Below are 22,882 nucleotides of genomic sequence, written 5' to 3'. Positions count from 1 at the left end.
CGGCATTCGCCGGCATGAGCGGTTTTTGGAGGGGTGTTAGGCACATGCGCTCGAAAATCCTAGGCCTGCTGGCCACCGTCGCTTTGACCGCGCTGAGTTCCGCGGCCACCGCCGCGCCCTTGCTGGCGCCGGTCTTCACCGACCACGCCGTGCTGCAGCGCGGCCAGCCGATCCGGGTCTGGGGCGCGGCCAAGCCCGGGGCGGTGGTCAGCCTGTCGCTCGGCGAGGCCCGGGTCTCGGCGACCGCTGACGCCCAGGGCCGCTGGTCGACGACCTTGCCGGCCCGCGAGCCCGGCCCAGCCCTGACCCTGACGGCCCAGGCCGACGGCGACAGCCAGACGATCTCGGACCTGCTGGTCGGCGATGTCTGGCTGTGCTCGGGCCAGTCGAACATGGAATATCCGCTGCGCCGGTCCCTGGGCGGCGAGGTCGAGGTCGCCAAGTCGGCCGACCCGGACATCCGCCTGCTGCAGACCGGCCGCGCCAGCCTGCCGACCCCCACCACGGCCCTGCCGCAGGGGGCGGCCTGGCGCGTGGCCGGCCCGGAATCGGCCAACAACTTCTCGGCCGCCTGCTTCTTCATGGGCCGCGACATCAAGAAGACCACCGGCGTGCCGGTCGGCCTGATCGACGCCACCTGGGGCGGTTCGGTGATCCAGGACTGGATCAGCCGCGAAGGCCTGCACGCCCTGGGCGGCTATGACGAAGGCCTGCAGGTGCTGGCCGACTACGCCCAGTCGCCGGAGCTCGGCATGGCCCATTGGGTCGCGATGTTCGACCACTGGGCGGCCAAGGCCCAGCCGCAGTCGGCCGGCTGGGGCCGTCCGGACCTCGACGACCGCGCCTGGAAGACCATGCCGGCCGAACTGTTCTGGGAGGCCAATCCGGGCCTGGAGACCTTCGACGGCACGATCTGGCTGCGCGCCACCATCACCTTGACCGCCCAGCAGGCCAAGCAGGGCGCGATCCTGTCGTTGGGACCGATCGACGACATGGACACCACCTTCGTCAACGGCCGGCAGGTCGGCACGACGCAGGGCTGGAACACGCCGCGCGAATACAGGATCGCGCCCGGGGGGCTGAAGGCCGGGCCCAACCTGATCGCCGTGCGAGCCATCGACACCAGCGGCGGCGGCGGGGCCTGGGGGCCGGCCGCCGAGAAGGGGCTGAAGCTGGACGACGGCGCCTTCGTGCCGCTGGGCAAGACCTGGCGCTACAAGGTCGTGGCCTCGATCACCGAGAGCGGCCTGCCGCCGATGGCCCCTTGGGTGGGGGCCAGCGGCCTGTCGACCCTGCGCAACGGCATGATCGCGCCGCTGATCCCCTACGGCCTGAAGGGCTTCGCCTGGTACCAGGGTGAGGCCAATGTCGCTGATCCGACGGAATACGCCCGGCTGCTGCCGGCCCTGGTCGGCGACTGGCGCCGGTGGTTCGAAGCGCCGGACGCGCCGTTCCTGGTCGTCCAGCTGGCCGCGTTCGGTCCCCGCAAGACCGAACCGGCCTGGTCCGGCTGGGCCGGGGTCCGCGACGTCGAGCGCCGCGTCGCCGCCGCCGATCCCAAGGTCGGCCTGGCCTCGGCCGTCGACATCGGCGACATCTACGACATCCATCCGGCCAACAAACAGCAGGTCGGCCGCCGCCTGGCCCTGCAGGCCCGCAAGCTGGCCTATGGCGAGACCGGCCTGGTCGCCGCCGGCCCGGCCCCGCTGACGGCCGCGCGCGACGGCGGCGCGGTGGTGCTGCGGCTCGACCAGCCGGCGGTGGTGCAGGGCGACGCCCGGCCGGTCGGCTTCGAGCTGTGCGACGCCGCCGGCGCCTGCCGCTTCGCCGACGCGGCCCTGGCCGGCGACCGGGTCAGCCTGGCGGTCCCGGCCGGCTTCGCGCCGGTCAAGGTCCGCTACGCCTGGGCCGACAGCCCGATCATCAACCTCTATGGCGCCACCGGCCTGCCGGCGACGCCGTTCGAGGTGGCGATCGCGCCGTGATGACCCGATCCCGCCGTGGATTCATCATCCTCGCAGGATCTTCTCCATCGCCTTTCCCTTGGCGAGTTCGTCGATGAGCTTGTCCAGGTAGCGGATCTCCCGCATCAGCGGCTCCGCGACATCCTCGACGCGGACGCCGCAGATCAGGCCCGTGATCCTGGTCCGGGCAGGATTCGGTTTTGGCGCCTGGGCGAAGAAGGTCTCGAAGTCCGATTTCATCGCAAGATGAGAGTCGAGTTCTTCCTGGCTGAAGCCGGTCAGCCAGCGGATGATCTCATCGACCTCCGCCTTCGAGCGTCCCTTCTTCTCCGCCTTGGCGAGGTAGTGCGGATAGACGCTGGCGAAGCTGGTTGTATAGATTCGGTGCTTGGTCATCACTGTCCAACCCGCCTGCGCCTGTACGGGACATCTAGCATTTTCCGTCCCCTGGCGCAGGCCGGAACCTTGGCGATGTCGCTCGCGGCCCGGCAAACGCCGAACGTAGAGGACGATCCGCTCTAAGCCGCCCAGGCCGCTGCGAAGCGCCTGAGCTGCGAGCGGGCGGCGCTTTCGGTCTCGTCGCCGACCGCCTCCAGCCGCAGGAACAGGTCGCCCTGCCGGTGGGGGCCGCGGGCCGGCAGTCCCTGGCCCGGCAGGCGGACCAGGCCGCGGGCGGCGGCCTTGGTCGAGATCCAGACCAGGCGCGGGCCCAGGGCGGTGGCCGCCTCGATCCGGCCGCCCTCGGCCAGGGTCCGCGCGCCGAGACGGGCGGTCAGCCACAGGTCGTCGCCGCGCACCAAGGCGTCGGGCTGGACCTGCACGACGACGCGGAACACCACGTCCTCGACCCGCACCTTATCGCCCTCGCGCAGGCCGGCGGGCAGGGTCAGGCGCAGCCGGCGGGCGTCGACCGTCAGCTCCAGGCCGCCGCCGGCGAAGGCCATGGCGGCGTCGATCTTGAGGGTGGCCTGCTGGACCCGGGCCGGCTCGGCGACGGCGGGCGGGAAATGGATCGGTCGCTCGGGCTGCTCCTGCAGCAGGCGATAGGCGGCCAGCACGTCGCGGAACAGGGCCGCGTCGCCGCCGGGCCGGTCGGGGTGGGCCCGCTTGGCGGCCTCGCGATAGGCGGCCCGCAGCTCGCGCTCGTCGGCCCCGGGAGCGACGCCGAGGATGGCGCGCGCGGCCTGCAGGCTGAGGAGGGAGGAGGCGCGGGCGGTCATGCCGCCGACCCTGCCGCCGTTTGGTCAACGAGGCGTTAAGTTAAGACTCTCGCGTGGACGACGCGTCGCTAGCGGATCTGGCCGCTGATCAGCCAGACCAGGCCGAAGGTCCCCAGCACCCCGGCCGCGAACAGGATCACCGCCCACGACCCGCTCTTGCGGTGCCAGGTGATCGGCACGTCGACGTCGGCCCCCTCGACCCGAGCCCGCTCGGCGGCGCGATTGCGCAGCCGCAGCAGGTTCCAGGCCCCGGCCGCGAACAGGAAGACGCCGCCGGCCGCCAGGACGATCCAGTCCTGCACGTCGTCGCCCTTCCAGCGCAGGGCTTCGACCGCGCCGATCGCCAGCGCCGCCGCGCACCACAGCAGCAGGGGAATCCAGGCCAGTCGGGCGCGGGCGCCAAGTTTCATGGGAATCCGATCCTCGCCGCGGAACCGTCCGCGGGCCGTGGGCGGCAGATGCGCGCGCCCGGCCCGCGCGTCAAGCGTGGCCCGCGGCCGCGGCCTGGCCTATATCCCTGGCATGACCGACGCGCCCCTGATCCCCGCCTCGCCGTCCGAGGACGACTATGTCCGCCAGGTGACCGAGGCCACGCCGCCGCCGCTGCTGCCGGAGGGCGACCCGATCCGGCTGTTCGAGGACTGGCTGGCCGAGGCCGGCAAGGGCGAGCCGAGCGACCCCAACGCCATGGCCCTGGCCACGGTCGACGCCGACGGCCTGCCCGACTGCCGCATGGTGCTGCTCAAGAGCGTCGATGCGCGGGGCTTCGTCTTCTACACCAACACCCAGAGCGCCAAGGGCCTGGAGCTGGCCGGCCAGCCGAAGGCGGCCCTGCTGTTCCACTGGAAGTCGCTGCGCCGCCAGGTGCGGGTGCGCGGCGCGGTTGAGACGGTGACGCCGGAGGAGGCCGACGCCTATTTCGCCAGCCGCGCCCGCCACAGCCAGCTGGGAGCCTGGGCCAGCGACCAGTCGCGGCCGCTGCCCGACCGCCTGGCCCTGGAGCGGCGGGTGGCCGAGATGGCGCTGAGGTTCGGCCTGGGCAAGCCGCCGCGGCCGCCGCACTGGTCGGGCTACCGCGTCCTGCCCCAGACCCTGGAATTCTGGCGCGACCGGCCGTTCCGGCTGCACGAGCGGCTGGTCTATGAACGCAGCGGCGAGGGCTGGGAGACCAGGCGGCTGTTCCCGTAGGAGACCGCCCGCCTCAATCGAACACCACCGTCTTGCCGCCGTTGATCAGCACCCGGTGCTCGACGTGCCAGGTCACCGCCCGAGCCAGCACGGTGCATTCGACGTCTCGGCCCAGGGTGACCAGGTCGTCGGGGGTGTGGCTGTGGTCGACGCGATGGACGCCCTGCTCGATGATCGGCCCCTCGTCGAGGTCGGTGGTCACATAGTGGGCCGTGGCCCCGATGATCTTCACGCCGCGCTCGTAGGCCTGGTGATAGGGTTTGGCGCCCTTGAAGCTGGGCAGGAAGGAGTGGTGGATGTTGATGCACCGCCCCGACAGCCGCGCGCACAGGGCCGGCGACAGGATCTGCATGTAGCGGGCCAGCACCACCAGATCGACCTCCAGCTCGTCGACCAGGGCCAGGAAGGCGGCCTCCTGCTCGGCCTTGTTGGTCTTGCTGGTCGGCAGGTGGAAATAGGGCAGGCCGCTCCATTCGGTGAACGAGCGCAGGTCCTCGTGATTGGACATCACCCCGACGATTTCGACCGGCAGCAGGCCGGCCCGCCAGCGGTGCAGCAGGTCGAACAGGCAGTGGCCGAACTTCGAAACGGCGATCAGCACCTTGGGCTTGGCGGCGGCGTCGTGCAGCGACCAGGTCATGGAAAAGCGCTTGGCGATCAGCTCGAAGCCCCGGCGCAGGTCGTCGATCGCCGGCATCTGGCCGTCGGGACGGAACACCGTGCGCATGTAGAACTGGTCGGCCTGGCCGTCGTTGAAGTGGCTGCTCTCGACGATCGAGGCGTCGTTGTCGGCCAGGAAGCCGGAGACGGCGGCGACCACGCCCTTACGGTCGGGGCATTGCAGGATCAGGATATAGCGGTCGGCGGGGGCGGTCTGGCTCATGGCAGGGGTCGTAGTCGACCTTGGCTTTCGGCTCCACCGAAAACGGCGGGCGTCGTCCCGGGGGCGGAGGCCCGCTCCACCTCCGCTTTCAAGGCGAACAGAATGTGCAACTACCCGGTTGCCTATGTAGTCGTTTCGAGTCATAAACGCGCAACCAGGAGGTTGCCATCATGACCGATCGCATCGAAAAGACCATCGACCTTCAAGCGCCCGTCGAGCGCGTCTGGCGCGCCGTCAGCGACCATAAGGAATTCGGGACCTGGTTCCGGGTCGAGCTGGAGGCGCCCTTCGCCGTCGGCCAGGAGGCGCGCGGCAAGATCACCTATCCCGGCTACGAGCATGTGGTCTGGAAAGCCCGGGTGGTGGCCGTCGAGCCGAACCGGCGCCTGGCCTTCACCTGGCACCCCTACGGCGTCGATCCCGACGTCGACTACGACCAGGAAGAGCCGACTCTGGTCGAGTTCAAGCTGGAGCCGATCGCCGCCGGCACGCGGCTCACCGTCGTGGAGTCCGGCTTCGACAAGGTGCCCGCCCATCGCCGCGAGGAAGCCTTCCGGATGAACGACGGGGGGTGGGCGCAGCAGCTCAAAAACATCCAGGCCCATGTTGAATCCTGAGGGCCCTAGGCCCGGGGCCGGCTCCAGCGATCCGGCGCTGATTTTCGCGGCCCTGGGCGACCGCACTCGTCTGTCGCTGCTGGACAAGCTCGGCCACGGCCAGGCCTTGTCGATCGCCAAGCTGTCGAGCGACACCCGCCTGACCCGCCAGGCGATCACCAAGCACCTGCACGTGCTGGAGAGCGCCGGCTTGGTGGCCAGCCTGCGGGTCGGCCGCGAAAGCCGCTTCGCCGCCCGTCGCGACGCCTTCGACGCGGCCCGCACCTATCTCGACCGCGTCGCCGCCCAGTGGGACGACGCCCTGTCGCGCCTGCGGGTCTTCGTGGAGCAGGACGGGGCGGGGTAGGGCGTCACGCGGCTGACCGCGCGCCTCAGTCGGTCTTGCGCAGGGTGGCGCGCGAGGGCAGCAGCTGGTCGATGAACGGCAGGATCGCCGCGCCGACCGCCGGCGCGTCGGCCGCCGTCGCCGCCCGCAGCACCTTGGCGACGGCCGGGACGCCCTGCACCTTGGCCAGCCGCTGGTTCAGGGCGTGGGTCAGGCGATGGACGATGTCGGCCGGCAGCCGCCCGCCGATATAGATGGCCTCGGGATTGATCACGCAGCTGACCCCGACGATCGGCTCGGTCAGCAGCTCGGCGGCCAGGTCGATCCAGGATTCGATCAGCGCCTGGCCCTTCGGCGGCAGAGTCGACAGGGCGTCGGGATGGGCCAGCCGGAACCCGCCCGCCTCGAGATGGGCGTAGAGCGCTGACAGCGAGACCACGCCCTGCAGCGACCGCGCCGGCGTGCGGCGCGAGCGCACCGGCAGGAAGCCGATCTCGCCGCTGCGGCCGTCGGCTCCGCGGAAATATTCGCCTTCGATCACCAGCCCGCCGCCCAGGCCCGAAGTGATCAGGATGTAGAAGAAGCTGGGCTTGCGCAGCCCATGGCCGAACTGCAGCTCGCCCAGCGCCGCGGCGGCCGCGTCGTTCTCGACGAACACCGGCAGGCGCAGGTTCGAGGCCAGCAGCTTGCGCACGTCGACGCTGTTCCAGGCCTCGTAGTCGGCGGGGCGGTGGGGCAGGTCGACGCGGCCCAGGTCGTCGGGCATGGCCACCCCGACACCGAGGATCGGCGTGGCCTTCCGGTTCCAGCCGTACAGCATCCGCTCGGTCTCGGTCCGGAAGAACTCGGCCACGGCGGTCGGCGAGGCGAACTCGATCTCGCGCGTGGCCCGCGCCCGCACCTGGCCGGCGAAGTCGAGCAGCACGAGGGTGACATGGTCGCGATCGATGTTCATGCCGATCGAGAAGCAGCCCTCGGGATTGACCGCCAGCTTCATGGCCGGCTGGCCGCGGGCGCCATGGATTCGGCCGGCCTCGACGATCAGCCGGTCGTCGAGCAGGCGCTTGGTGATGTTGGCGATGGCCGGCGGCGTCAGGCCGGTGATGGCGGCCAGATCGGTGCGGGTCATAGGCCCGTCGACCCGGATCGCCTGCAGGGTGACCCGCTGGTTGTGGTCGCCGGCCCGCTCGAGATTGGTCCCCGAAAGGCGCGAGCCCTCGGCCTTGCCGCGCCCGGACCCCGTCCGACCCGCCGATCCCCGCATCAAGTCACCCCTGGATTCGACCCAGGATAGCATTGCGCGGGATTCTGCATTTCGAATAGGGGGAACGGATCAGGCCGCCTCGAACCGCCCTTCGATCCAGGTGCCGCGCACCGTCAGACTAGGATCGAGCCAGACGAGGTCGGCGGCCAGGCCCGGGACGATGCGGCCGCGCCGGCCGGCCAGGCCCAGGAACGCCGCCGGGGCGCTGGAGGCCATGGCCAAGGCCTCGTCGCGCGGCAGGTCCAGCAGGGCGACGGCGTTGCGCACCGCCTGGGCCATGTCGAGGTCCGAGCCGGCCAGGGTCCCGTCCGACGCCACGCAGACGCCGTTGCGGACCTGGATTTCCCGCCCCTGCAGCCTGAAGGTCTTGTCGACCAGGCCGACGCTGGGCATGGCGTCGGTGACCAGCATGAACCGGTCGCGCGGCCGGCAACGCAGGGCCAGGCGCAGCACCGCCGGGGCGACATGGCGGCCGTCGACGATCAGGCCGCACCAGGCCTCCTGGCTGTCCAGCGCCGCCCCCACCGCCCCAGGCTCGCGGCTGGTCAGCGGCGACATGGCGTTGAACAGGTGGGTGAAGCCCGTCACGCCCGCGGCCATCGCCGCCTTGACGGTCCGGTAGTTGGCGTCGGTATGGCCCGCGGCGACCACGACCCCGGCCTGGACCAGGCGAGCGATCATCTCCGGCGTCGTGGTCTCGGGCGCCAGGGTGACCAGGGCGACGCCGCGCTTCAGCGAGGTCAGCAGCGCGATCGCGGCGTCGTCGAGCCGGCGGAACTTGGCCGGATCGTGGACGCCCTTGCGGGCGGCGCTGAGGAACGGCCCCTCGATGTGGACGCCCAGCACCCCGGGCACGCCTGCGGCGATCGCCTGCTCAACGGCGCGCAGGGCCTGGTCGACCACCGACAGCTCGTCGCTGATCAGGGTCGGCAGGAAGCCGGTGGTGCCGAACCGCCGGTGGGCCGCGCCGATCGCCGCGACGCCCTCGACGGTCGGGGAATCGTTGAACAGCACGCCGCCGCCGCCATTGACCTGGGTGTCGATGAACCCCGGGGCCAGCAGGCCGCCGTCGAGGTCGTGGCGGGCGGCGCCGGCGGGCAGTTCGGCCTCGCTTGTGACGGCGGCGATCCGGCCGGCCTCGATCACCACGGCCTGGCCCTCGACGACGCCGGTCGGGGTCAGCACCCGGCCGTTGACCAGAGCAACTGAGCTCATACGGTTTGCGTCACCTTGTTCAGGTGCGGCGGCCGGTCGGGATCGAAGCCGCGGGCCACCGACAGGGCGTTGACCATGCGGTAGAAGCTCTGGATCATCAGCAGCGGCTGCAGGAACGGGTGGGCGACGACCGCGGGCAGGCTGTCCTTGCCGCCCGACGCCGAGGCCAGCAGCACCCGGGCGCCGCGGGCCGCGATCTGGCCGGCCATGGTCTCGACGCTGGCCTGGGTCTCGTCGTCCTGGGCGAAGACCAGGACCGGAAAGTCCGGTCCGACCAGGGCCATCGGGCCATGCAGTACCTCGGCGGCGCTGAAGGCCTCGGCGTGCAGGCCGGAGGTTTCCTTGAACTTCAGGGCGGCCTCCTGGGCCACCGCCAGGCCGACGCCGCGCCCGAGCACATAGAGGTTGCGCGCCGGCTCCAGGGCCGCGCGGGCCGGGCTCCAGTCCAGGCTCCAGGCCTCGGCCAGGTCGGCGGGCAGGGCTTGCAGCGCCGTCTCCAGCGCCGCGTCGCCGCTCCAGGCGGCGACCAGCTGGGCGATCGCCGTCAGGGCGGCGATGTAGGACTTGGTGGCCGCGACGCTGAGCTCGGGTCCGGCGTGCAGCGGCAGGACGGCATCGGCCAGCTGGGCTAGGGGCGAGGCCTCGTCATTGACCAGGGCGACGGTGAAGGCGCCCGCCCGCTTGGCGGCCTCGACCGCCAGCAGCAGGTCGGGGCTCTTGCCCGATTGCGAGATCGCCAGATAGAGCACCCCGTCGAGGCTTTGCGGCGCGGCATAGACCGAACTGACCGACAGCGAGGCCGAGGAGGTCAGCACGCCCAGCACGGTCTCGATCAGGTACTTGGCGTAGGTGGCGGCGTGGTCGGAGCTGCCGCGGGCGCAGGTGACGACGGCGCGGGGCGGGTGGTCGAGCAGGCGCTGGGCGATCGCCGCGACGGCCGTTGCGTTCTTCGCCAGTTGCCGGGCCGCCACCACGCTGGCTTCGCCGGCCTCGGCGAACATCCGGGTGGCCTCGGGGCTTCCCGGCGTCGGCGCGGCGGGCGAAAGATCGGTGCTGGACACGTGAATTCCCTGTCTGGGCCCATGATGCGCGGATCGGCGCGGCCGTCCTGGGCGGAGCGGTCGATAGGCTATACGATTCAAAGTGGTATTGTAATGGTATTTTTAATTATGCAGTCATGCGACAAAATTGCGTGAATTCTGAACGGAATGCGGAATGGCGCCGCAAATCTGGGCGTAAGTGGTATTTGAATGGTATCGGTTGAAGCGGGCATCGTATAGGTAAGACGAGCGGGACCATGAGTTCCTTGCGTCGCGTCCCGGAGGGCAGGAGCCTGATGACCACGATTGAGCTGAGATCGCCCTTGCGGGGTTGGGTGTGCGGTTTGTCGGAGACGCCGGATGCGGTGTTTGGCGAGCGGATGCTGGGGGACGGGGTGGCGATCGATCCGTTGGGGTCGGCGCTGCATGCGCCGTGCGACGGGGTGGTGGTGTCGGCGGCGTCGACGGGCCATGCGGTGACGGTGCGGGCGGCCAACGGGGCCGAGGTGCTGATGCATGTGGGTCTGGAGACGGTGGCCCTGGGCGGGGCGGGGTTCGAGGTGCATGTGCGGGCCGGCCAGGTGGTGGCGGCGGGCGAGCGGCTGATCAGCTTCGACCTGGACGCCCTGGCCCTGCGGGCCCGCAGCCTGATCACCCCGATCGTGGTGACCAATGGCGAGCAGTTTTCGATCCTGCGCCGGGCCCAGGACCGGGCCGCCGAGGTCGGCGACTTCCTGATGGAGTTGGCCCCGGTCGCGGCCGGGGCGGGGCCCGACGCCGCTGAAGACCAGAGCCAGGACCAGATCCAGGGAGAAGAGGCCGCGGCCGAGCTGGTCGTGCCGTTGGCCCACGGAATTCACGCCCGGCCGGCGGCTCGCATCGCCCAATTGGCGGGAGGCTTCGCCGCCGAGCTGGCTCTGGTGACCGCCGACGGCCGTCGGGCCGGGGCCCGCAGCCCGATCGGCCTGCTGTCCCTGGCCATCGGCCATGGCCAGCCGATCCGCGTGGTCGGCCGCGGCCCCGACGCGGCCGCGGCGGTGGCGGCGGTGGCGGCGCTGATCGAAGGCGGCATGGGCGAAGCGGGCGAACCGGCTTCCGAGAGTCCGCCGTCCGCGCCCGTGGCGCCCCCTGCGGCGCCCGCCGAGCCGGGCTTGCTGCGCGGGGTCAGCGCCGCCCCGGGCCTGGCGATCGGCCAGGCCGCGCGGCTGGTGACGGCGCAGCTGACGGTGGTCGAGGCCGGGGCCGGGATCGACGTCGAGCGCGCCGCCCTGGCCGCAGCCCTGGACCAGGTGCGGGGACGGCTGGAGGCGGCCGCGGCCGGCGGCCAGGCCGCCCGCCAGGCGATCCTGCGCGCCCACCTGGCCTTCCTGGACGATCCGGAATTGGCCGCCGCCGCCCAGCGGCTGATCGATACCGGCAAGAGCGCCGGCTTCGCCTGGCGCGGGGCGGTCGGCGGCTATGTCGCCGCCTTGCAGGGCCTGGGCGACCGGCGGCTGGCCGAGCGGGTCGACGACCTGGTCGACCTGGAGCGCCAGGTGCTGGCGGCCCTGGCCGGTCCGGGCGAGGCCGAGGCCGCCCCGGCCCTGCCGCTGGGGGCGATCCTGCTGGCCGACGAGCTTCTGCCCTCGCAGCTGATGGGGCTGGAGCCGGGCCAGGTGGCGGGCCTGTGCACGGCCCGCGGCGGGCCAACCTCGCACGTGGCCATCCTGGCCGCGGCCATGGGCCTGCCGGCCGTGGTCGCCGCCGGCCCCGGGGTGCTGGCGATCGCCGACGGGACGGCCCTGATCCTCGACGCCGAGGCCGCCACCCTGCGGGTCGGGCCCGACGCTGCGGCCCTGGCCGCCGCCCAGAGCGCCATCGCCGCCCGCCACGAGCGCCGGGCCGCCGCCCAGGCCGCCGCCCACCAGGACTGCGCCACCGCCGACGGCGTGCGCATCGAGGTGTTCGGCAATGTCGGCTCCCTGGCCGACGCCCGGGCCGCCGCCGCCCACGGGGCCGAGGGTTGCGGCCTGCTGCGCACCGAGTTCCTGTTCCTGGAGCGCCAGACCCCGCCCGACGAGGACGAGCAGGCCCGCCAGTACCAGGCCATCGCCGACGCCCTGGCCGGCAAGCCGCTGATCATCCGCACCCTGGACGTCGGCGGCGACAAGGCCGCCCCCTACCTGCCGATCCCGGCCGAGGACAATCCGGCCCTGGGTCTGCGCGGGGTGCGGGTCAGCCTGTGGCGGCCGCACCTGCTGAAGACTCAGCTGCGGGCCATCCTGCGGGTCCAACCCCAGGGTCAATGCAAGATCATGGTCCCGATGGTCGCCAGCCTGGAGGAGCTGCGGGCCGTGCGCGCCGTGCTCGACGAGGCCCAGAGGGAACTGGGGATCACCGGCAAGGTCCAATTGGGGGTGATGATCGAGACCCCGGCCGCGGCGGTGACCGCCGACCTGCTGGCCGCCGAGGCCGACTTCCTGTCGATCGGCACCAACGACCTGACCCAGTATGTCCTGGCCATGGACCGCGGCAATCCGGAGGTGGCGGCCGGCATCGACGCCCTGCATCCGGCGGTGCTGCGGCTGATCGCCCAGACCTGCGCCGGGGCGGCCAGGCACGGCCGCTGGGTCGGGGTGTGCGGGGGCCTGGCCTCGGACCTGGCGGCCGCGCCGGTGCTGGTCGGGCTCGGGGTCACCGAGCTTTCGGCCACCGCCGCCAGCCTGGCCGAGGTCAAGGCCCTGGTCCGCACCCTCGAGGTCCCCGCCTGCCAGGCCCTGGCCCGGCAGGTGCTGGACCTCAGCTCCCCCCAGGCCGTGCGCCAGGCCTGCGCCGCGTTCCTGTCCAACCTTTCCCAGGCCCCATTCTTCCAGGCAGGAGCCTGAACCGATGAAGTCGCCGCTCGAAGCCCTCCAGCCCCTGGGCCGGGCCCTGATGCTGCCGATCGCCGTCCTGCCGGTGGCGGGCCTGCTGCTGCGCCTGGGCCAACCGGACCTCCTGAACATCGCCTTCGTGGCCGCGGCCGGCGATGCGATCTTCTCCAACCTGGGCCTGCTGTTCGCCATCGGCGTGGCCGTGGGCCTGGCCCGCGAGAACCACGGTGCGGCCGGCCTGGCCGGGGTGGTCTGCTACCTGATCGGCGTGGAGGGGGCCAAGGCCCTGCTGCACGTGCCGCCCGAGACCACGGCCGGCCTGGCCCCGGCCCTCGCCGACCTGGCGACCGCCGCCTACAAGGCCAAGGCCCTGGCCAAGCTCAGCGTGCCGGTCGGCATCGTCTCGGGCCTGGTCGGCGGGACCTTCTACAACCGCTTCTCCAACCTCAAGCTCCCCGAATACCTGGCCTTCTTCAGCGGCCGCCGCTTCGTGCCGATCGTCAGCGGCCTGGCCGGCCTGGCCCTGGCCCTGCTGATCGGCCTGGGCTTCGAAGCCATCAACGGCGCGGTCGACGGGGCCAGCCGGGCCATCGTCGGCTCCGGCGAGTTGGGCCTTCTGGTCTACGGCTTCCTCAACCGGGTGCTGCTGATCACCGGCCTGCACCACATCCTCAACAACATCGCCTGGTTCGTGATCGGCGACTATCACGGGGCCACCGGCGACCTGCGGCGGTTCTTCGCCGGCGACCCGGCGGCCGGCGGGTTCATGAGCGGGTTCTTCCCGGTGATGATGTTCGGCCTGCCGGCCGCCTGCCTGGCCATGTACCACACTGCCCGACCCGAGAAGAAGAAGGCCGTCGGCGGCATGCTGACCTCCCTGGCCCTGACCTCGTTCCTGACCGGGGTCACCGAGCCGATCGAGTTCTCGTTCATGTTCCTGGCCCCGCTGCTGTTCGGGGTGCACGCCGTCCTGACCGGGATCGCCATGGCCCTGATGAACGCCCTGGACATCAAGCTGGGCTTCACCTTCTCGGCCGGGCTGTTCGACTATGTGCTCAACTTCGGCAAGGCCACCCGGCCGCTGTGGCTGATCCCGCTGGGCCTGGTCTATGGCGGGGTCTATTATGGCCTGTTCCGCTTCTGCATCGAGCGCTTTGACCTGAAGACCCCCGGCCGCGAGGCCGACGATGACGAGACGGCAGCCGCGCTCCCCGTCGCCGCCGGCGGCGGCCGCGGGGCCGACTTCGTCGCCGCCCTGGGCGGGGCGGCCAACCTGGTCAGCGTCGACGCCTGCACCACCCGCTTGCGACTGATCGTGGCCGACCAGGCCCTGGTCAGCGACCCGGCCCTCAAGGCCCTGGGCGCGCGCGGCGTCATCCGGCCCTCCGATCGGGCCCTGCAGGTGGTGCTGGGCCCGATCGCCGACCAGGTGGCCGGCGAGATCCGCGCCGCCGCCAGCGGCCCGCAGCCAGCCGCCCGGCCCGCCGCCCCGGTCGCGGTCCCGATCGCCCCGGCCGCCGCCGCTCCAGTCCCCGTCGCCAGCCCCGACCTCCAGGCCCGCGCCCAGGCCCTGCTGGCCGCCCTCGGCGGACCCGCCAACCTCCAGGCCCTCGACCCCTGCTCCAGCCGCCTGCGCCTGCTGCTGGCCGACCCCGACCTCGTCGACCAGCCCGCCTTGCAAGCCCTGGCTCCCCGCGGCGCCGTCCGCCTCGGGACCAACGTCCTCCACCTCATCCTCGGACCCGAGGCCGAGGCCGTGGGGGCGGCGATGAAGAGCGCGATGGCTCAGAGCCCGAACGGATAGGTCTCCTCCTCGCCGCTTCCCGCGGCGGCGGCTGTGGAGGTGACCGCGCGGGTCTCGTCGAACCAGACATAGGCGTCAAACTGCTGGGGCAGGGAGCAGGCCGAATAGTGGCTCCAGCGCTCGGTCTCGGGCCGGTAGATCACCCCGATGAAGCGTTCGAGCTTCGGCTCGAGCAGGCGATAGCGAAGGTCGGGATGGCGGCCCTCGCGCAGGTCGAGCAGGCCGCGCCGCACGCCGCTGTCATGGGCCGCCCGCTCGTAGCTGTCGGGCAGGCCCGGGCGCACGCGCTTGATCTCCAGCGGCCCGTCCCAGTCGCTGGCGCAGGCCACCGTGCCGGTGTTCGTGCCGAACCCGACCAGGGCCGCTTCCGGCCCGAACCGCTCGCGGCACAGCTGGCCGATGTTGAGTTCGCCGCGCGACAGGCCCATCTCGGTCCTGGAGGCGTCGCCGATGTGGGAGTTGTGGGCCCAGACCACGGCCTTGGCGTCCGGCCCCCTCGCGTCGAGCAACGCCGTCAGCGTCTCGAACATGTGGGTGTCGCGCAGGTTCCAGCTGTCGGCCGCGCCATAGTACATCGCCCGGTAATAGGCCTCGGCGTTCTTGACCAGCCGGGCGTTGGCGGTGGCGTCGAGGAGGTCGTCGCCGTCCTGGACCGCGCCGTCGAGCTGGCGCTGCAGCATCTCGGTCAGGGTCTTGACCACCCCGGCCTCGCAGCGGGCGTAGCCGGTGGTGCGGGCCATGCGGCCATAGGCCTGCGGCTCGCGGGCCCACGGCGTCAGGCAGCCGTAGCGTTCGCGGGCGACGGCCGCGGCCTCGCGATCGACCTCGTCGAGATAGTCCAGCACCGCCCGCAGCGAGGCCGATAGGTTGTAGAGGTCCAGGCCGTAGAAGCCGGTCCGCCGGTCCATCGGCCGCTCGGCGTTCCAGGCCGTCAGCCAGGCGGTGAAGGCCTCGACCTCGCGGTTGCGCCACATCCAGGTCGGGAAGCGCTGGAAGGGCGGCTCGGCCTCGGGCCGGGCGGGACGGCCGCGGGCCCGGCGGTCCAGGCTGGCGGCGTCCGGCCAGTCGGCCTCGACCGCGACGATCGAGAAGCCGTGCGCCTCGACCAGCCGGCGGGTGATCGCCGCCCGGGCGCGATAGAATTCCGAGGTGCCGTGGCTGGCCTCGCCCAGCAGCACCACCCGCGCCCCGGCGAAGCGGTCGAACAGGACCCCGAAGGCCGGGTCGTCGAGATCGGGCAGGGGCTCGGCGGCCTGGGCGATCAGGGCCGGCGTCGACTTGACCGGCGCGGCGGGACGGAAGCTGCGCGGTTCGCCGACGCGGCGGGCCTGGACCTCGCCCTCGCTCCAGCCGTGCTCACCGATCAGCGGCACGAACACCACCCCGCCCAGGTCGTCCTCCTCGAAATGGTTGGCGGCGGTCCGGGTGATCCGCACCAGCCGCTGCTCGCCGGCGTGCTCGCCGACCGGCATGACCAGCCGGCCGCCGAGGTCGAGCTGGTCCTTCAGGGCCTGGGGCGCGGCCGGGCCGCCGGCCGCCACCAAGATGACGTCATAGGGCGCGGCCGCGATCCAGCCGCCCGAGCCGTCGCCGACATGGGTCTCGACATTGGCCAGGCCCAGCCGGGCCAGCCGGGCCCGCGCCGTCTGCGCCAGGTCGGCGTGGCGCTCGATGGTGTGGACCTCGGCGGCCAGGCGGGCCAGCACGGCGGCGGCGTAGCCCGACCCTGTCCCTACCTCCAGCGCCCGGTCGCCCGGCTGGACCCGGGCGGCGTCGATCATCAGGGCGACGATATAGGGCTGGGAGATGGTCTGGCCGGCCTCGATCGGCAGCGGGGTGTCGTCATAGGCGAACTCGCGCAGGCCCTCGGGCACGAACAGTTCGCGCGGGGTCTGGCGCAGGGCGACCAGCAGGCGAGAGTCGCGTAGGCCGCGACGGGCCACCTGCCGGTCGATCATCCGCTCGCGGGCGTCGGCCAGGTCGATCATGGCGTCTCTCCACGCAATGGACGCGCGGTCAGGGGCGGCCTAGCGGGTCAGTGCCAGGTCTGGGAGTGCGGTCCGCCGGGCCGGGCGATGTCGCTGAGGGCCTCGCCGGCATGGGCGGTGGCGCCATTGGCCGCCAGGTCGCTCAGCGAGACGATGCCGACCAGGCGCTTGTCGCGGTCCAGCACCGGCAGCCGCCGAACCTGGAGCTCGCCCATGTTGCGCAGGACGTCGTCGATGTCCTCGTCGGCGTAGCAATATTTGACCTCGGTGCTCATCACCTCGCCGACCTTGGCGTCGGGTCCCAGGCCTTCGGCCACGGCGCGGATGGCGATGTCGCGGTCGGTGATCACCCCGACCAGCCGGTCGTTGTCGCCGACCGGAAGGGCGCCGGCGTCGCAGTCGGCCATCATCCGGGCCGCGTCGCAGATCGACTCCTGGGGCGTGGCCATCTCGACCTCGCGGGTCATGCAGTCGCTCACGCGCATTGGATCCTCCTTGGAAGAGAAGCGCCGCGCCGAGACATCCCGCCGACGCCCCACGATAAAACGGGTCGCTCCCGATGCTGTTCCGCCCCGATCGGCGGCGTCGGCGACGAATTCCGTGGGAGCGCTCAGGCGGCGCTCATGTAGTCGCGGACGATCGGGAGGGCGTCGACCCGCTTGGCCAGCTGGATCTGAAACACCATGCAGCCGCGGCGGCGGAAGCCGACCTCGCTGAGATTGAGATAGAACTCCCACATCCGGCAGAACCGCTCGTCATAGAGGGCGGCGATCTCGTCGCGATGGGCGGCGAAGCGGGCGCGCCAGGCCTTCAGGGTCTCGGCGTAGTGCAGGCGCAGGATCTCGATGTCGGTGACCCACAGGCCGGCCCGCTCGATGGCCGGCAGCACCTCCGACAGGGCCGGGATGTGGCCGCCGGGGAAGATGTACTTGGCGATCCAGGGCTGAGTGGTCCCGACCCGGTTGGCCACGCCGATCGAGTGGATCAGCGCCACCCCGTCGTCGGCCAGCAGCCGGGCGACGCCGTCGAAATAGGCCTGGTAGTTCGGCGCGCCGACATGCTCGAACATGCCCACCGAGACGATGCGGTCGAAGGTTCCCTGGACGTCGCGATAGTCCTCGAGGCGGAACTCGACCTGATCGTCCAGGCCGCGCGCCTGGGCTCGGGACCGGGCGGTGGCCAGTTGTTCTCGCGACAGGGTGACGCCGGTGACCCTGGCTCCGGCCTCCTCGGCCAGCGACAGGGCCAGACCACCCCAGCCGCAGCCGATGTCCAGCACGCGCTGGCCGGGCGCCAGCCGCAGCTTGGCGGCGATGTGCCGCTTCTTGGCGGCCTGGGCCTCGTCCAGCGTCATGTCCGGCCGCGCGAAATAGGCGCAGGAATATTGCAGGTCCTCGTCGAGGAAGCGGCGATAGAGCTCCAGCGACAGGTCATAGTGGTGGGCGACGTTGCGGCGGGCCGCCAGCCGGCCGTTTGCCTGGGCGAGCCGCTCCCAGAGCCGGGCGGCCGGGGAGGCGCGGCGGCGGGGGTCGGTCGACACGTTGCGGGCCAGCAGGTCGAGCAGGTCGCCGATCTCGCCGCCCTCGACCACCAGGTCGCCGTCCATATAGGTCTCGCCCAGGGCCAGTTCGGGGCTGAGCACCAGCCGCCAGGCCGTGCGGGCGTCGCGCAGGCGGATCGTCACCGCCTCGGCGTTCGATCCGTCGCCGACCACGATCGGCTCGGCGTCGGCCAGGTGGACGACCAGCCGTCCGGTCCGCACGACCCTGCGCAGCAGCCGGGTCAGGGCCAGACGGGTCCAGTCGATGGATCTGAGCGGCGTCGCGCGGCGGGAGGTGACCTCGGCTCGGGGCGAGCCGTAGCCGAAGGAGGCGCCGTCGGGTGAACTCATGTCGCGGGTCCGCTTCAACAGTGGCCGGCGGGCGGGCCCCCTTCCCGCGCGCTCATCGGGTCAGTGCTTGCGCTTCTGGGCGTCGTTGGCCTGGAAGGCCTGCTTGCGGCTGGGATCGTGGGCGTGGTGGACGTCGGCCTCGCCGCCGCCGCCCGACCGCTTGCTGTGGCGGCTGTAGCGATCGGGGTCGTCGGGATCCTTCACCTTGGGGTCGGGGCGGGGCTGCTTGGCGTTTTCGTGGCTGGCGCCGGGACCGCCCCAGCGGTCGGCGGCGGGGTTCTTGTCGGGCATGGTCAGCGATCCTGGACGTTGCCGGAGTGGGTGGTGTTCTGGCGAAGATTGCCGTGGCGGCCCTGCTCGGCGAGGTTGACATCGGCGTCGCCGGGCTCACCGGACTGCAGGTCGGCGCGAGCGCCGCCGCGGGCGCCTTCGATCTGCGGCTTCTCGCCCTTGAAGGCGCGTTGCTCGCGGGGAATGGGCGGGGCTTTGGACATTGGCGTTCTCCATGTCTAGCCGTTTGAACCGATCGCCGGCGCCGGTGGTTCCAAGCGCCAGCGCCGGGGATCGGTGGGATCAGGCGCGGGGCGGACTGGCCGGCGCCACGGCCGCCAATTGGCTCTGGCGGGCGGGTTCCGCGCCGGCCTGGCGGAAGTTCCAGGGCGTGCGGCTGGCGGATCGCGGAGGGGCCTGGTTCCTGGCTACGGGGGCGCAGACGAACTGTCCGGCGACCGTCCCGTCGCGCAGGCGGATGACGATCTTGGCCGGCTGGCCCAGACGGGCCAGGCCGTCGCCGAGGATCTTGGCCGCCGCCTCGGCCGCCGCGCCGCGCTGAAACACCATGTCGTTGTCGAGCTGGTCCGAGCGCACGGTCCAGCCGTCGCCAAAGGGCTCCACCGAGATCAAATGGGTCATGACGCGCCTCTTTCGTTCGCAGGTCTCGCTTTTCTGGCGTCCACGCCGTCGCAAACGCGGCCGGATCCGCCGCTCGGGGAAATTTTTGGTCGCGACCGGGCAAGTTCAAGAGGATCCGCCGGCAATTTGTCGTGGCGCAGACTCGAAACGCCGGCGGCATATCAAAAGAGGTTCAGGCGTCGGCGCCCTGGCGGGCCAGTTCCTCGCCCAGCTTGTCATAGAGGTCGCGGCAGCCGGCCTCGCGCTGGGCGGGGATGTCGTAGCCGTCGAGGAAGGCGCCCTGCTCGGTATAGGTCAGCCGCGCGCCCTGGCCCTGGGGTCTGATCTCGATGGTGGCCACCGACACCGAGATGCGGTTGCCGTCGATATCCATGGCGTAGGCCATGATGATCCGCTGGTCGGGGACGATGTCCCAATAGGTAGTCTCATTGAGGATGACCATCTTGCCGTCGGGGCTGAACCGGCCGTGCTCCTGGCCGCCGACCCGGAAGTCGTATTCATATTCGGCCACCGGCCAGCCCTCGGACTTCACAAACCAGCGGTCGCGGGCCTTGGAGTCGGAGAAGGCCTTGAACACCCGGGCCGGGCTGGCGTCATAGACCTTGTCGATGACGAAGGTGGCGTGGACGACGGAACGTTCGGTCATGGTCGTTTTCCTTTGCGGAGAGGGAAGGGGGTCAGTCTTCGTCGCCGGTCGTGTCGCGCAGATACTCCCCCAGGCGGTCGAGCTGGCGCGAGACCAGGGCGCGGCGCTGGTTGATCCAGGTTTCGGCGGCGCTCAGGGCCTCCGGCTTCAGCCGGCAGGTCCGCACCCGCCCGACCTTCTCCGAACGGATCAGGCCGCTGCCCTCGAGCAGCTGCAGATGCTGCATCACCGACGGCAGCGACATGGCCAGGGGCTGGGCCAGCTGGCTGACCGAGGCCGGACCCGCGCACAGTCGTTCGATCATGGCCCGCCGGGTAGGATCGGCCAGGGCCTGGAACATCAGGTCGAGCGAGGGTTGTTGGTTAGTCATGCGCCTAAGTATCGCGGCGAGCGGGCGATCGTCAATGGATAGTTTGGCTTTTGGCTAAGTATTCCGATGCGCCCGACGAAAAACGCCCCGGACGCGGGTCCGGGGCGTTCGACGCGAGCATGGCTCGCCGACCTGAGGGGAGGATCGGCGGCGAGCCGCTCTGCCCTAGAAGCCCGCCGACAGGGTGACGAAGTACTGCCGGGGCGGGATGGAGTAGGTGTTGTAGGTGTTGGTCGGCTGGCCGACCACGAGCTCGAGGTCGCCCTTCTTGTTCGCCAGATTGGTGACATTGAGGCTGATCTTGGGGGTCTTCAGCACGAAGTCCGCCGAGACCGGCAGGCTGTAGGAGGCCTGCAGGCCCAGCAGGAAGTAGCTGCCGACCTGGAGGTCGTTGGTGTAGGTGGCGTAGCGCTTGCCGACGTAGTCGCCGACCAGCTGGGCGTCGAACGGCCCGAAGTTGGCGCTGGCCACGAACTTGTTCAGCCAGGCGGGCGAGTTGGGCACGGACTTGCCGGCGGTCGGCACCATGACCGGCTTGGTGGGATCGGGGTTGGTGATCGTCTTGCCGGTCGTGTCGACATAGCTGCGCGTGGCGTAGTCGTCCTGGTATTTCGAGCGGTTGTACGACACCGCGTCATAGAACGAGACGTGCGGGCCGAGGTTGAAGGTGGCGGCGACGTCGACGCCGTCGGTCTTGACGCTGCCGACATTGGACAGGATCGCCGCCCCAGCCACCAGCGACGAGATCACCGGCGTCGAGCTGGTCTGCAGCAGGCGGTTGGAGAAGTCGACGTGGTAGACGCTGGCCTGGACCTGGAAGCCGGTGATCGGGCCGGCGGCCAGCTCGTGATGGGTGCGCAGACCCAGTTCGTAGGTCCATGCGCTCTCCGGTTCGGCGGTCTTCTTGAACAGGTCGAAGGCCGCCTGGCTGCCCAGGCTCCAGGGCGACAGGCCGCCGGCGCCGTAGGTCACGAACTGGCGCAGGTTCTTCTGGACGTTGATGAACACCTGCTCATTGTCGGTGGCGTCCCAGATCGCCCCCAGCTGCGGCAGGAACCACTTCTTGGTGTCGATCTCGCCGGTCGGCAGCAGGGTCGGATTGGTGTTGGTCGCCAGGTTCTTCTGCTGGATCGGCACCGCGCCCTTGGCGTATTGCAGGCTGGACTTGACGCCGGCTTGCAACAGCAGGTCGGGGCGGATCCGCCACTGGTCCTGCAGGTGCAGCTGCACGACGTCATTGTTGATCTGGCTGGCGTACTGCGTGAAGTTCTTGTTGGTCGGCACGTTGTAGGGCGTCAGGTCGGTCGACGAGGCGGCGAAGGGGTACCAGGCGCGCTGGGTCGACGACTTGTTGTGCTCGTACCAGACGCCGGCCTCGACCTGGTGATCGCCAATCGTCCAATTGCCGTTGGAGATCACCCCGCCGCGATTGATCAGGTATTCGGTGGTGCGCACGGCGTAGCCGGTGCCGCCGAACACCGTCTTCAGGTCCTGGTTCGGATAATAGACCGCGAACAGGGCGGGCAGGCCGGCCTGATTGATCGGGCCGGCGACGACGCCGCGGCCCTCGTCATGGTGGAAATAGACCTGGTTGGACCAGGTGACGCTGTCGGTGACCTTGTAGTCGTACTTGACGTAGGCCAGGGCGTCCATGCGCTGGGCGGCGCTGTGATAGTTGCGGAAGTTGTTGCCGTCGGCGACCGGCGGCGCGCCCCCCGTCGACAGATAGGCCAGGGCCGCGTCGTAGTCGGGATAGAGGAACGGGCGGGTGTAGGGCTCGCTCTGGTCGGTCGCCAGGTGGACGTTGGTCCCGGTGTTCGGATGGACGATCGAGTCCTCGTTGGGCTCGACCTTCTTGGAATAGTCGACAAAGGCCGTCAGCTTGCCGCGTTCGCCGTCGTGGATGAACTTGCCGTTGAACTGGTTGCCGCGCTGGTGGGCCTTGAAGTCCCAGGCGCGCTGGTCTTGATGCAGGAACGAGACATAGGCCGAATTGCCGCCGCCCAGGTCGCCGGTCTCCAGCCGCAGATAGCTGCGGGTGGCCGCATGGCTGCCCAGGGTCTGCTGGACCTGACCGCCGCGCTCGGCCGACGGGTCGCGGGTGAAGGTCTCGATCGCGCCGCCCAGATTGCTGGTCGAGGCCACGCCCAGGTCGCCGGCGCCCGACGACAGGGTGACGCGGGCGACGTTCTCGCTGATCACCGCGCGCTGCGGCGACAGGCCATTGTAGTTGCCATATTGCTGGTCGCCGAGCGGCACGCCGTCGAGGGTGAAGCCCAGCTGCTGAATGCTGAAGCCGTGCACGAACAGCGAGGTGTTCTGCTCGTTGTTCCCCCAGGGATCGGCGGTCTGGTAGGAAACGCCCGGCAGGGTCTGGATGGCGCCCAGCGGATTGATCCCCGGCAGCAGCTTCTGCATTTCCGTCGCGCCCAGCGTCACGGCCGAACGCGTGGTCTTGGTCATGGTGACCACCAGGCCTTCGACGGCCATGCTGTCGCCGTCGGCCGGCGCGGCGGCGGCGTCGACGCCGGGGGCGGGTTCGGCGGGCGTCGCGAAGGCCGGCGCGGCGATCGTCAAGGCGGCGAACGCGCAGGCCGCCAGAAGCGCCTGGCGATGAGATTTGATGGACATGCGATTTCCCCTGGGCGCAGCCCAAGCGGGCTCTCGGTTTCGGCGTCGTAGGGCAAGCCTGCGACGCTTCGG

General features: G+C 71.0%; 22 protein-coding genes. 6 read left to right on the top strand and 16 right to left on the bottom strand.

What is annotated here, in order from left to right; all coding sequences use genetic code 11:
- Positions 1 to 44: 44 nt before the first annotated feature.
- On the top strand, positions 45 to 1,985 hold the full coding sequence (locus tag ACIPQB_RS12360) for a sialate O-acetylesterase (protein ID WP_446485529.1): 1,941 nt from the start codon (positions 45 to 47) through the stop codon (positions 1,983 to 1,985).
- A 24-nt stretch (positions 1,986 to 2,009) separates the two neighbouring features.
- On the opposite strand, the gene ACIPQB_RS12355 is transcribed toward ACIPQB_RS12360, so the two are convergent.
- From ACIPQB_RS12355 to ACIPQB_RS12345, 3 genes are all read right to left on the bottom strand, one after another.
- Positions 2,010 to 2,360 carry a DUF2200 domain-containing protein gene (locus tag ACIPQB_RS12355; protein ID WP_446485528.1) on the bottom strand — a complete coding sequence of 117 codons (351 nt, stop codon included), beginning with the start codon at positions 2,358 to 2,360 and terminating at the stop codon, positions 2,010 to 2,012.
- Between the two features lie 122 nt (positions 2,361 to 2,482).
- Positions 2,483 to 3,184 carry a DnaJ domain-containing protein gene (locus ACIPQB_RS12350; protein WP_446485527.1) on the bottom strand — a complete coding sequence of 234 codons (702 nt, stop codon included), beginning with the start codon at positions 3,182 to 3,184 and terminating at the stop codon, positions 2,483 to 2,485.
- Between the two features lie 68 nt (positions 3,185 to 3,252).
- On the bottom strand, positions 3,253 to 3,594 hold the full coding sequence (locus tag ACIPQB_RS12345; protein ID WP_446485526.1) for a hypothetical protein: 342 nt from the start codon (positions 3,592 to 3,594) through the stop codon (positions 3,253 to 3,255).
- 112 nt (positions 3,595 to 3,706) lie between these two features.
- Between ACIPQB_RS12345 and pdxH the strand changes: the two genes are divergently transcribed.
- Positions 3,707 to 4,372 (top strand): pyridoxamine 5'-phosphate oxidase, encoded by a 666-nt coding sequence (pdxH, locus tag ACIPQB_RS12340; RefSeq protein ID WP_446485588.1) that lies wholly within the window; start codon positions 3,707 to 3,709, stop codon positions 4,370 to 4,372.
- Positions 4,373 to 4,385: 13 nt separating this feature from the next.
- Here the strand turns inward: pdxH and purU are convergent, their stop codons facing one another.
- On the bottom strand, positions 4,386 to 5,255 hold the full coding sequence (purU, locus tag ACIPQB_RS12335; RefSeq protein ID WP_446485525.1) for a formyltetrahydrofolate deformylase: 870 nt from the start codon (positions 5,253 to 5,255) through the stop codon (positions 4,386 to 4,388).
- Between the two features lie 170 nt (positions 5,256 to 5,425).
- On the opposite strand from purU, the gene ACIPQB_RS12330 reads away from it, so the two are divergent.
- On the top strand, positions 5,426 to 5,872 hold the full coding sequence (locus tag ACIPQB_RS12330; RefSeq protein ID WP_446485524.1) for an SRPBCC family protein: 447 nt from the start codon (positions 5,426 to 5,428) through the stop codon (positions 5,870 to 5,872).
- The gene (locus ACIPQB_RS12325; RefSeq protein WP_446485523.1) at positions 5,859 to 6,218 is read left to right on the top strand and encodes an ArsR/SmtB family transcription factor; all 360 of its coding nucleotides are present in this window, start codon (positions 5,859 to 5,861) and stop codon (positions 6,216 to 6,218) included. The genes ACIPQB_RS12330 and ACIPQB_RS12325 overlap by 14 nt, the downstream gene beginning before the upstream one ends.
- A 25-nt stretch (positions 6,219 to 6,243) precedes the next feature.
- Here ACIPQB_RS12325 and ACIPQB_RS12320 read toward each other — a convergent pair whose 3' ends face one another.
- The 3 genes from ACIPQB_RS12320 to ACIPQB_RS12310 form a co-directional block, all read right to left on the bottom strand.
- On the bottom strand, positions 6,244 to 7,461 hold the full coding sequence (locus tag ACIPQB_RS12320) for an ROK family transcriptional regulator (protein ID WP_446485522.1): 1,218 nt from the start codon (positions 7,459 to 7,461) through the stop codon (positions 6,244 to 6,246).
- 69 nt (positions 7,462 to 7,530) lie between these two features.
- Complete coding sequence (gene nagA / locus ACIPQB_RS12315) at positions 7,531 to 8,676, bottom strand: N-acetylglucosamine-6-phosphate deacetylase (protein ID WP_446485521.1); 1,146 nt, start codon at positions 8,674 to 8,676, stop codon at positions 7,531 to 7,533.
- Positions 8,673 to 9,677, bottom strand: coding sequence for an SIS domain-containing protein (locus tag ACIPQB_RS12310; protein WP_446485587.1), 1,005 nt, complete (start codon positions 9,675 to 9,677; stop codon positions 8,673 to 8,675). The genes nagA and ACIPQB_RS12310 overlap by 4 nt, the downstream gene beginning before the upstream one ends.
- Before the next feature lie 335 nt (positions 9,678 to 10,012).
- On the opposite strand from ACIPQB_RS12310, the gene ptsP reads away from it, so the two are divergent.
- Positions 10,013 to 12,580, top strand: coding sequence for a phosphoenolpyruvate--protein phosphotransferase (gene ptsP / locus ACIPQB_RS12305; RefSeq protein WP_446485520.1), 2,568 nt, complete (start codon positions 10,013 to 10,015; stop codon positions 12,578 to 12,580).
- Between the two features lie 4 nt (positions 12,581 to 12,584).
- Positions 12,585 to 14,372 carry an N-acetylglucosamine-specific PTS transporter subunit IIBC gene (gene nagE, locus ACIPQB_RS12300; protein WP_446485519.1) on the top strand — a complete coding sequence of 596 codons (1,788 nt, stop codon included), beginning with the start codon at positions 12,585 to 12,587 and terminating at the stop codon, positions 14,370 to 14,372.
- Here nagE and ACIPQB_RS12295 read toward each other — a convergent pair.
- The 9 genes from ACIPQB_RS12295 to ACIPQB_RS12255 form a co-directional block, all read right to left on the bottom strand.
- A complete protein-coding gene (locus ACIPQB_RS12295; RefSeq protein WP_446485518.1) occupies positions 14,354 to 16,360 on the bottom strand; it encodes a protein-L-isoaspartate(D-aspartate) O-methyltransferase in 2,007 nt (668 codons plus the stop codon). The genes nagE and ACIPQB_RS12295 overlap by 19 nt on opposite strands.
- Before the next feature lie 47 nt (positions 16,361 to 16,407).
- Positions 16,408 to 16,845, bottom strand: a complete 438-nt coding sequence (locus ACIPQB_RS12290) for a CBS domain-containing protein (protein ID WP_446485517.1) — start codon at positions 16,843 to 16,845, stop codon at positions 16,408 to 16,410.
- A gap of 125 nt (positions 16,846 to 16,970) precedes the next feature.
- Positions 16,971 to 18,251 carry a class I SAM-dependent methyltransferase gene (locus ACIPQB_RS12285; RefSeq protein WP_446485516.1) on the bottom strand — a complete coding sequence of 427 codons (1,281 nt, stop codon included), beginning with the start codon at positions 18,249 to 18,251 and terminating at the stop codon, positions 16,971 to 16,973.
- Positions 18,252 to 18,311: 60 nt separating this feature from the next.
- The gene (locus ACIPQB_RS12280; protein ID WP_446485515.1) at positions 18,312 to 18,542 is read right to left on the bottom strand and encodes a hypothetical protein; all 231 of its coding nucleotides are present in this window, start codon (positions 18,540 to 18,542) and stop codon (positions 18,312 to 18,314) included.
- A 2-nt stretch (positions 18,543 to 18,544) separates the two neighbouring features.
- Positions 18,545 to 18,745, bottom strand: a complete 201-nt coding sequence (locus tag ACIPQB_RS12275; RefSeq protein ID WP_446485514.1) for a hypothetical protein — start codon at positions 18,743 to 18,745, stop codon at positions 18,545 to 18,547.
- A gap of 79 nt (positions 18,746 to 18,824) precedes the next feature.
- Positions 18,825 to 19,163, bottom strand: a complete 339-nt coding sequence (locus ACIPQB_RS12270) for a hypothetical protein (RefSeq protein ID WP_446485513.1) — start codon at positions 19,161 to 19,163, stop codon at positions 18,825 to 18,827.
- Between the two features lie 172 nt (positions 19,164 to 19,335).
- A complete protein-coding gene (locus tag ACIPQB_RS12265) occupies positions 19,336 to 19,809 on the bottom strand; it encodes an SRPBCC family protein (RefSeq protein ID WP_446485512.1) in 474 nt (157 codons plus the stop codon).
- Between the two features lie 31 nt (positions 19,810 to 19,840).
- Positions 19,841 to 20,179 (bottom strand): ArsR/SmtB family transcription factor, encoded by a 339-nt coding sequence (locus ACIPQB_RS12260; RefSeq protein ID WP_446485511.1) that lies wholly within the window; start codon positions 20,177 to 20,179, stop codon positions 19,841 to 19,843.
- A gap of 165 nt (positions 20,180 to 20,344) precedes the next feature.
- Positions 20,345 to 22,810, bottom strand: coding sequence for a TonB-dependent receptor (locus tag ACIPQB_RS12255; RefSeq protein ID WP_446485510.1), 2,466 nt, complete (start codon positions 22,808 to 22,810; stop codon positions 20,345 to 20,347).
- Between the last annotated feature and the right edge of the window lie 72 nt (positions 22,811 to 22,882).

It is taken from the genome of Caulobacter sp. LARHSG274, from assembly GCF_052871235.1.
The sequence above is the reverse complement of the archived record's forward strand: the minus strand, read 5'-3'. Positions and strand labels throughout refer to the sequence as shown.

Excerpts from the sequence above, each read along its gene's own strand:
- ACIPQB_RS12350 (WP_446485527.1), bottom strand. The coding sequence starts at position 3,184 with ATGACCGCCCGCGCCTCCTCCCTCCTCAGCCTGCAGGCCGCGCGCGCC.
- ACIPQB_RS12255 (WP_446485510.1), bottom strand. The coding sequence starts at position 22,810 with ATGTCCATCAAATCTCATCGCCAGGCGCTTCTGGCGGCCTGCGCGTTC.
- ACIPQB_RS12280 (WP_446485515.1), bottom strand. The coding sequence starts at position 18,542 with ATGCCCGACAAGAACCCCGCCGCCGACCGCTGGGGCGGTCCCGGCGCC.
- ACIPQB_RS12320 (WP_446485522.1), bottom strand. The coding sequence starts at position 7,461 with ATGCGGGGATCGGCGGGTCGGACGGGGTCCGGGCGCGGCAAGGCCGAG.
- ACIPQB_RS12285 (WP_446485516.1), bottom strand. The coding sequence starts at position 18,251 with ATGAGTTCACCCGACGGCGCCTCCTTCGGCTACGGCTCGCCCCGAGCC.
- ACIPQB_RS12290 (WP_446485517.1), bottom strand. The coding sequence starts at position 16,845 with ATGCGCGTGAGCGACTGCATGACCCGCGAGGTCGAGATGGCCACGCCC.
- ACIPQB_RS12275 (WP_446485514.1), bottom strand. The coding sequence starts at position 18,745 with ATGTCCAAAGCCCCGCCCATTCCCCGCGAGCAACGCGCCTTCAAGGGC.
- ACIPQB_RS12295 (WP_446485518.1), bottom strand. The coding sequence starts at position 16,360 with ATGATCGACCTGGCCGACGCCCGCGAGCGGATGATCGACCGGCAGGTG.
- nagA (WP_446485521.1), bottom strand. The coding sequence starts at position 8,676 with ATGAGCTCAGTTGCTCTGGTCAACGGCCGGGTGCTGACCCCGACCGGC.
- ACIPQB_RS12310 (WP_446485587.1), bottom strand. The coding sequence starts at position 9,677 with ATGTTCGCCGAGGCCGGCGAAGCCAGCGTGGTGGCGGCCCGGCAACTG.
- ptsP (WP_446485520.1), top strand. The coding sequence starts at position 10,013 with ATGACCACGATTGAGCTGAGATCGCCCTTGCGGGGTTGGGTGTGCGGT.
- ACIPQB_RS12270 (WP_446485513.1), bottom strand. The coding sequence starts at position 19,163 with ATGACCCATTTGATCTCGGTGGAGCCCTTTGGCGACGGCTGGACCGTG.
- ACIPQB_RS12355 (WP_446485528.1), bottom strand. The coding sequence starts at position 2,360 with ATGACCAAGCACCGAATCTATACAACCAGCTTCGCCAGCGTCTATCCG.
- ACIPQB_RS12325 (WP_446485523.1), top strand. The coding sequence starts at position 5,859 with ATGTTGAATCCTGAGGGCCCTAGGCCCGGGGCCGGCTCCAGCGATCCG.
- ACIPQB_RS12265 (WP_446485512.1), bottom strand. The coding sequence starts at position 19,809 with ATGACCGAACGTTCCGTCGTCCACGCCACCTTCGTCATCGACAAGGTC.
- pdxH (WP_446485588.1), top strand. The coding sequence starts at position 3,707 with ATGACCGACGCGCCCCTGATCCCCGCCTCGCCGTCCGAGGACGACTAT.
- ACIPQB_RS12360 (WP_446485529.1), top strand. The coding sequence starts at position 45 with ATGCGCTCGAAAATCCTAGGCCTGCTGGCCACCGTCGCTTTGACCGCG.
- ACIPQB_RS12260 (WP_446485511.1), bottom strand. The coding sequence starts at position 20,179 with ATGACTAACCAACAACCCTCGCTCGACCTGATGTTCCAGGCCCTGGCC.
- ACIPQB_RS12345 (WP_446485526.1), bottom strand. The coding sequence starts at position 3,594 with ATGAAACTTGGCGCCCGCGCCCGACTGGCCTGGATTCCCCTGCTGCTG.
- purU (WP_446485525.1), bottom strand. The coding sequence starts at position 5,255 with ATGAGCCAGACCGCCCCCGCCGACCGCTATATCCTGATCCTGCAATGC.
- ACIPQB_RS12330 (WP_446485524.1), top strand. The coding sequence starts at position 5,426 with ATGACCGATCGCATCGAAAAGACCATCGACCTTCAAGCGCCCGTCGAG.
- nagE (WP_446485519.1), top strand. The coding sequence starts at position 12,585 with ATGAAGTCGCCGCTCGAAGCCCTCCAGCCCCTGGGCCGGGCCCTGATG.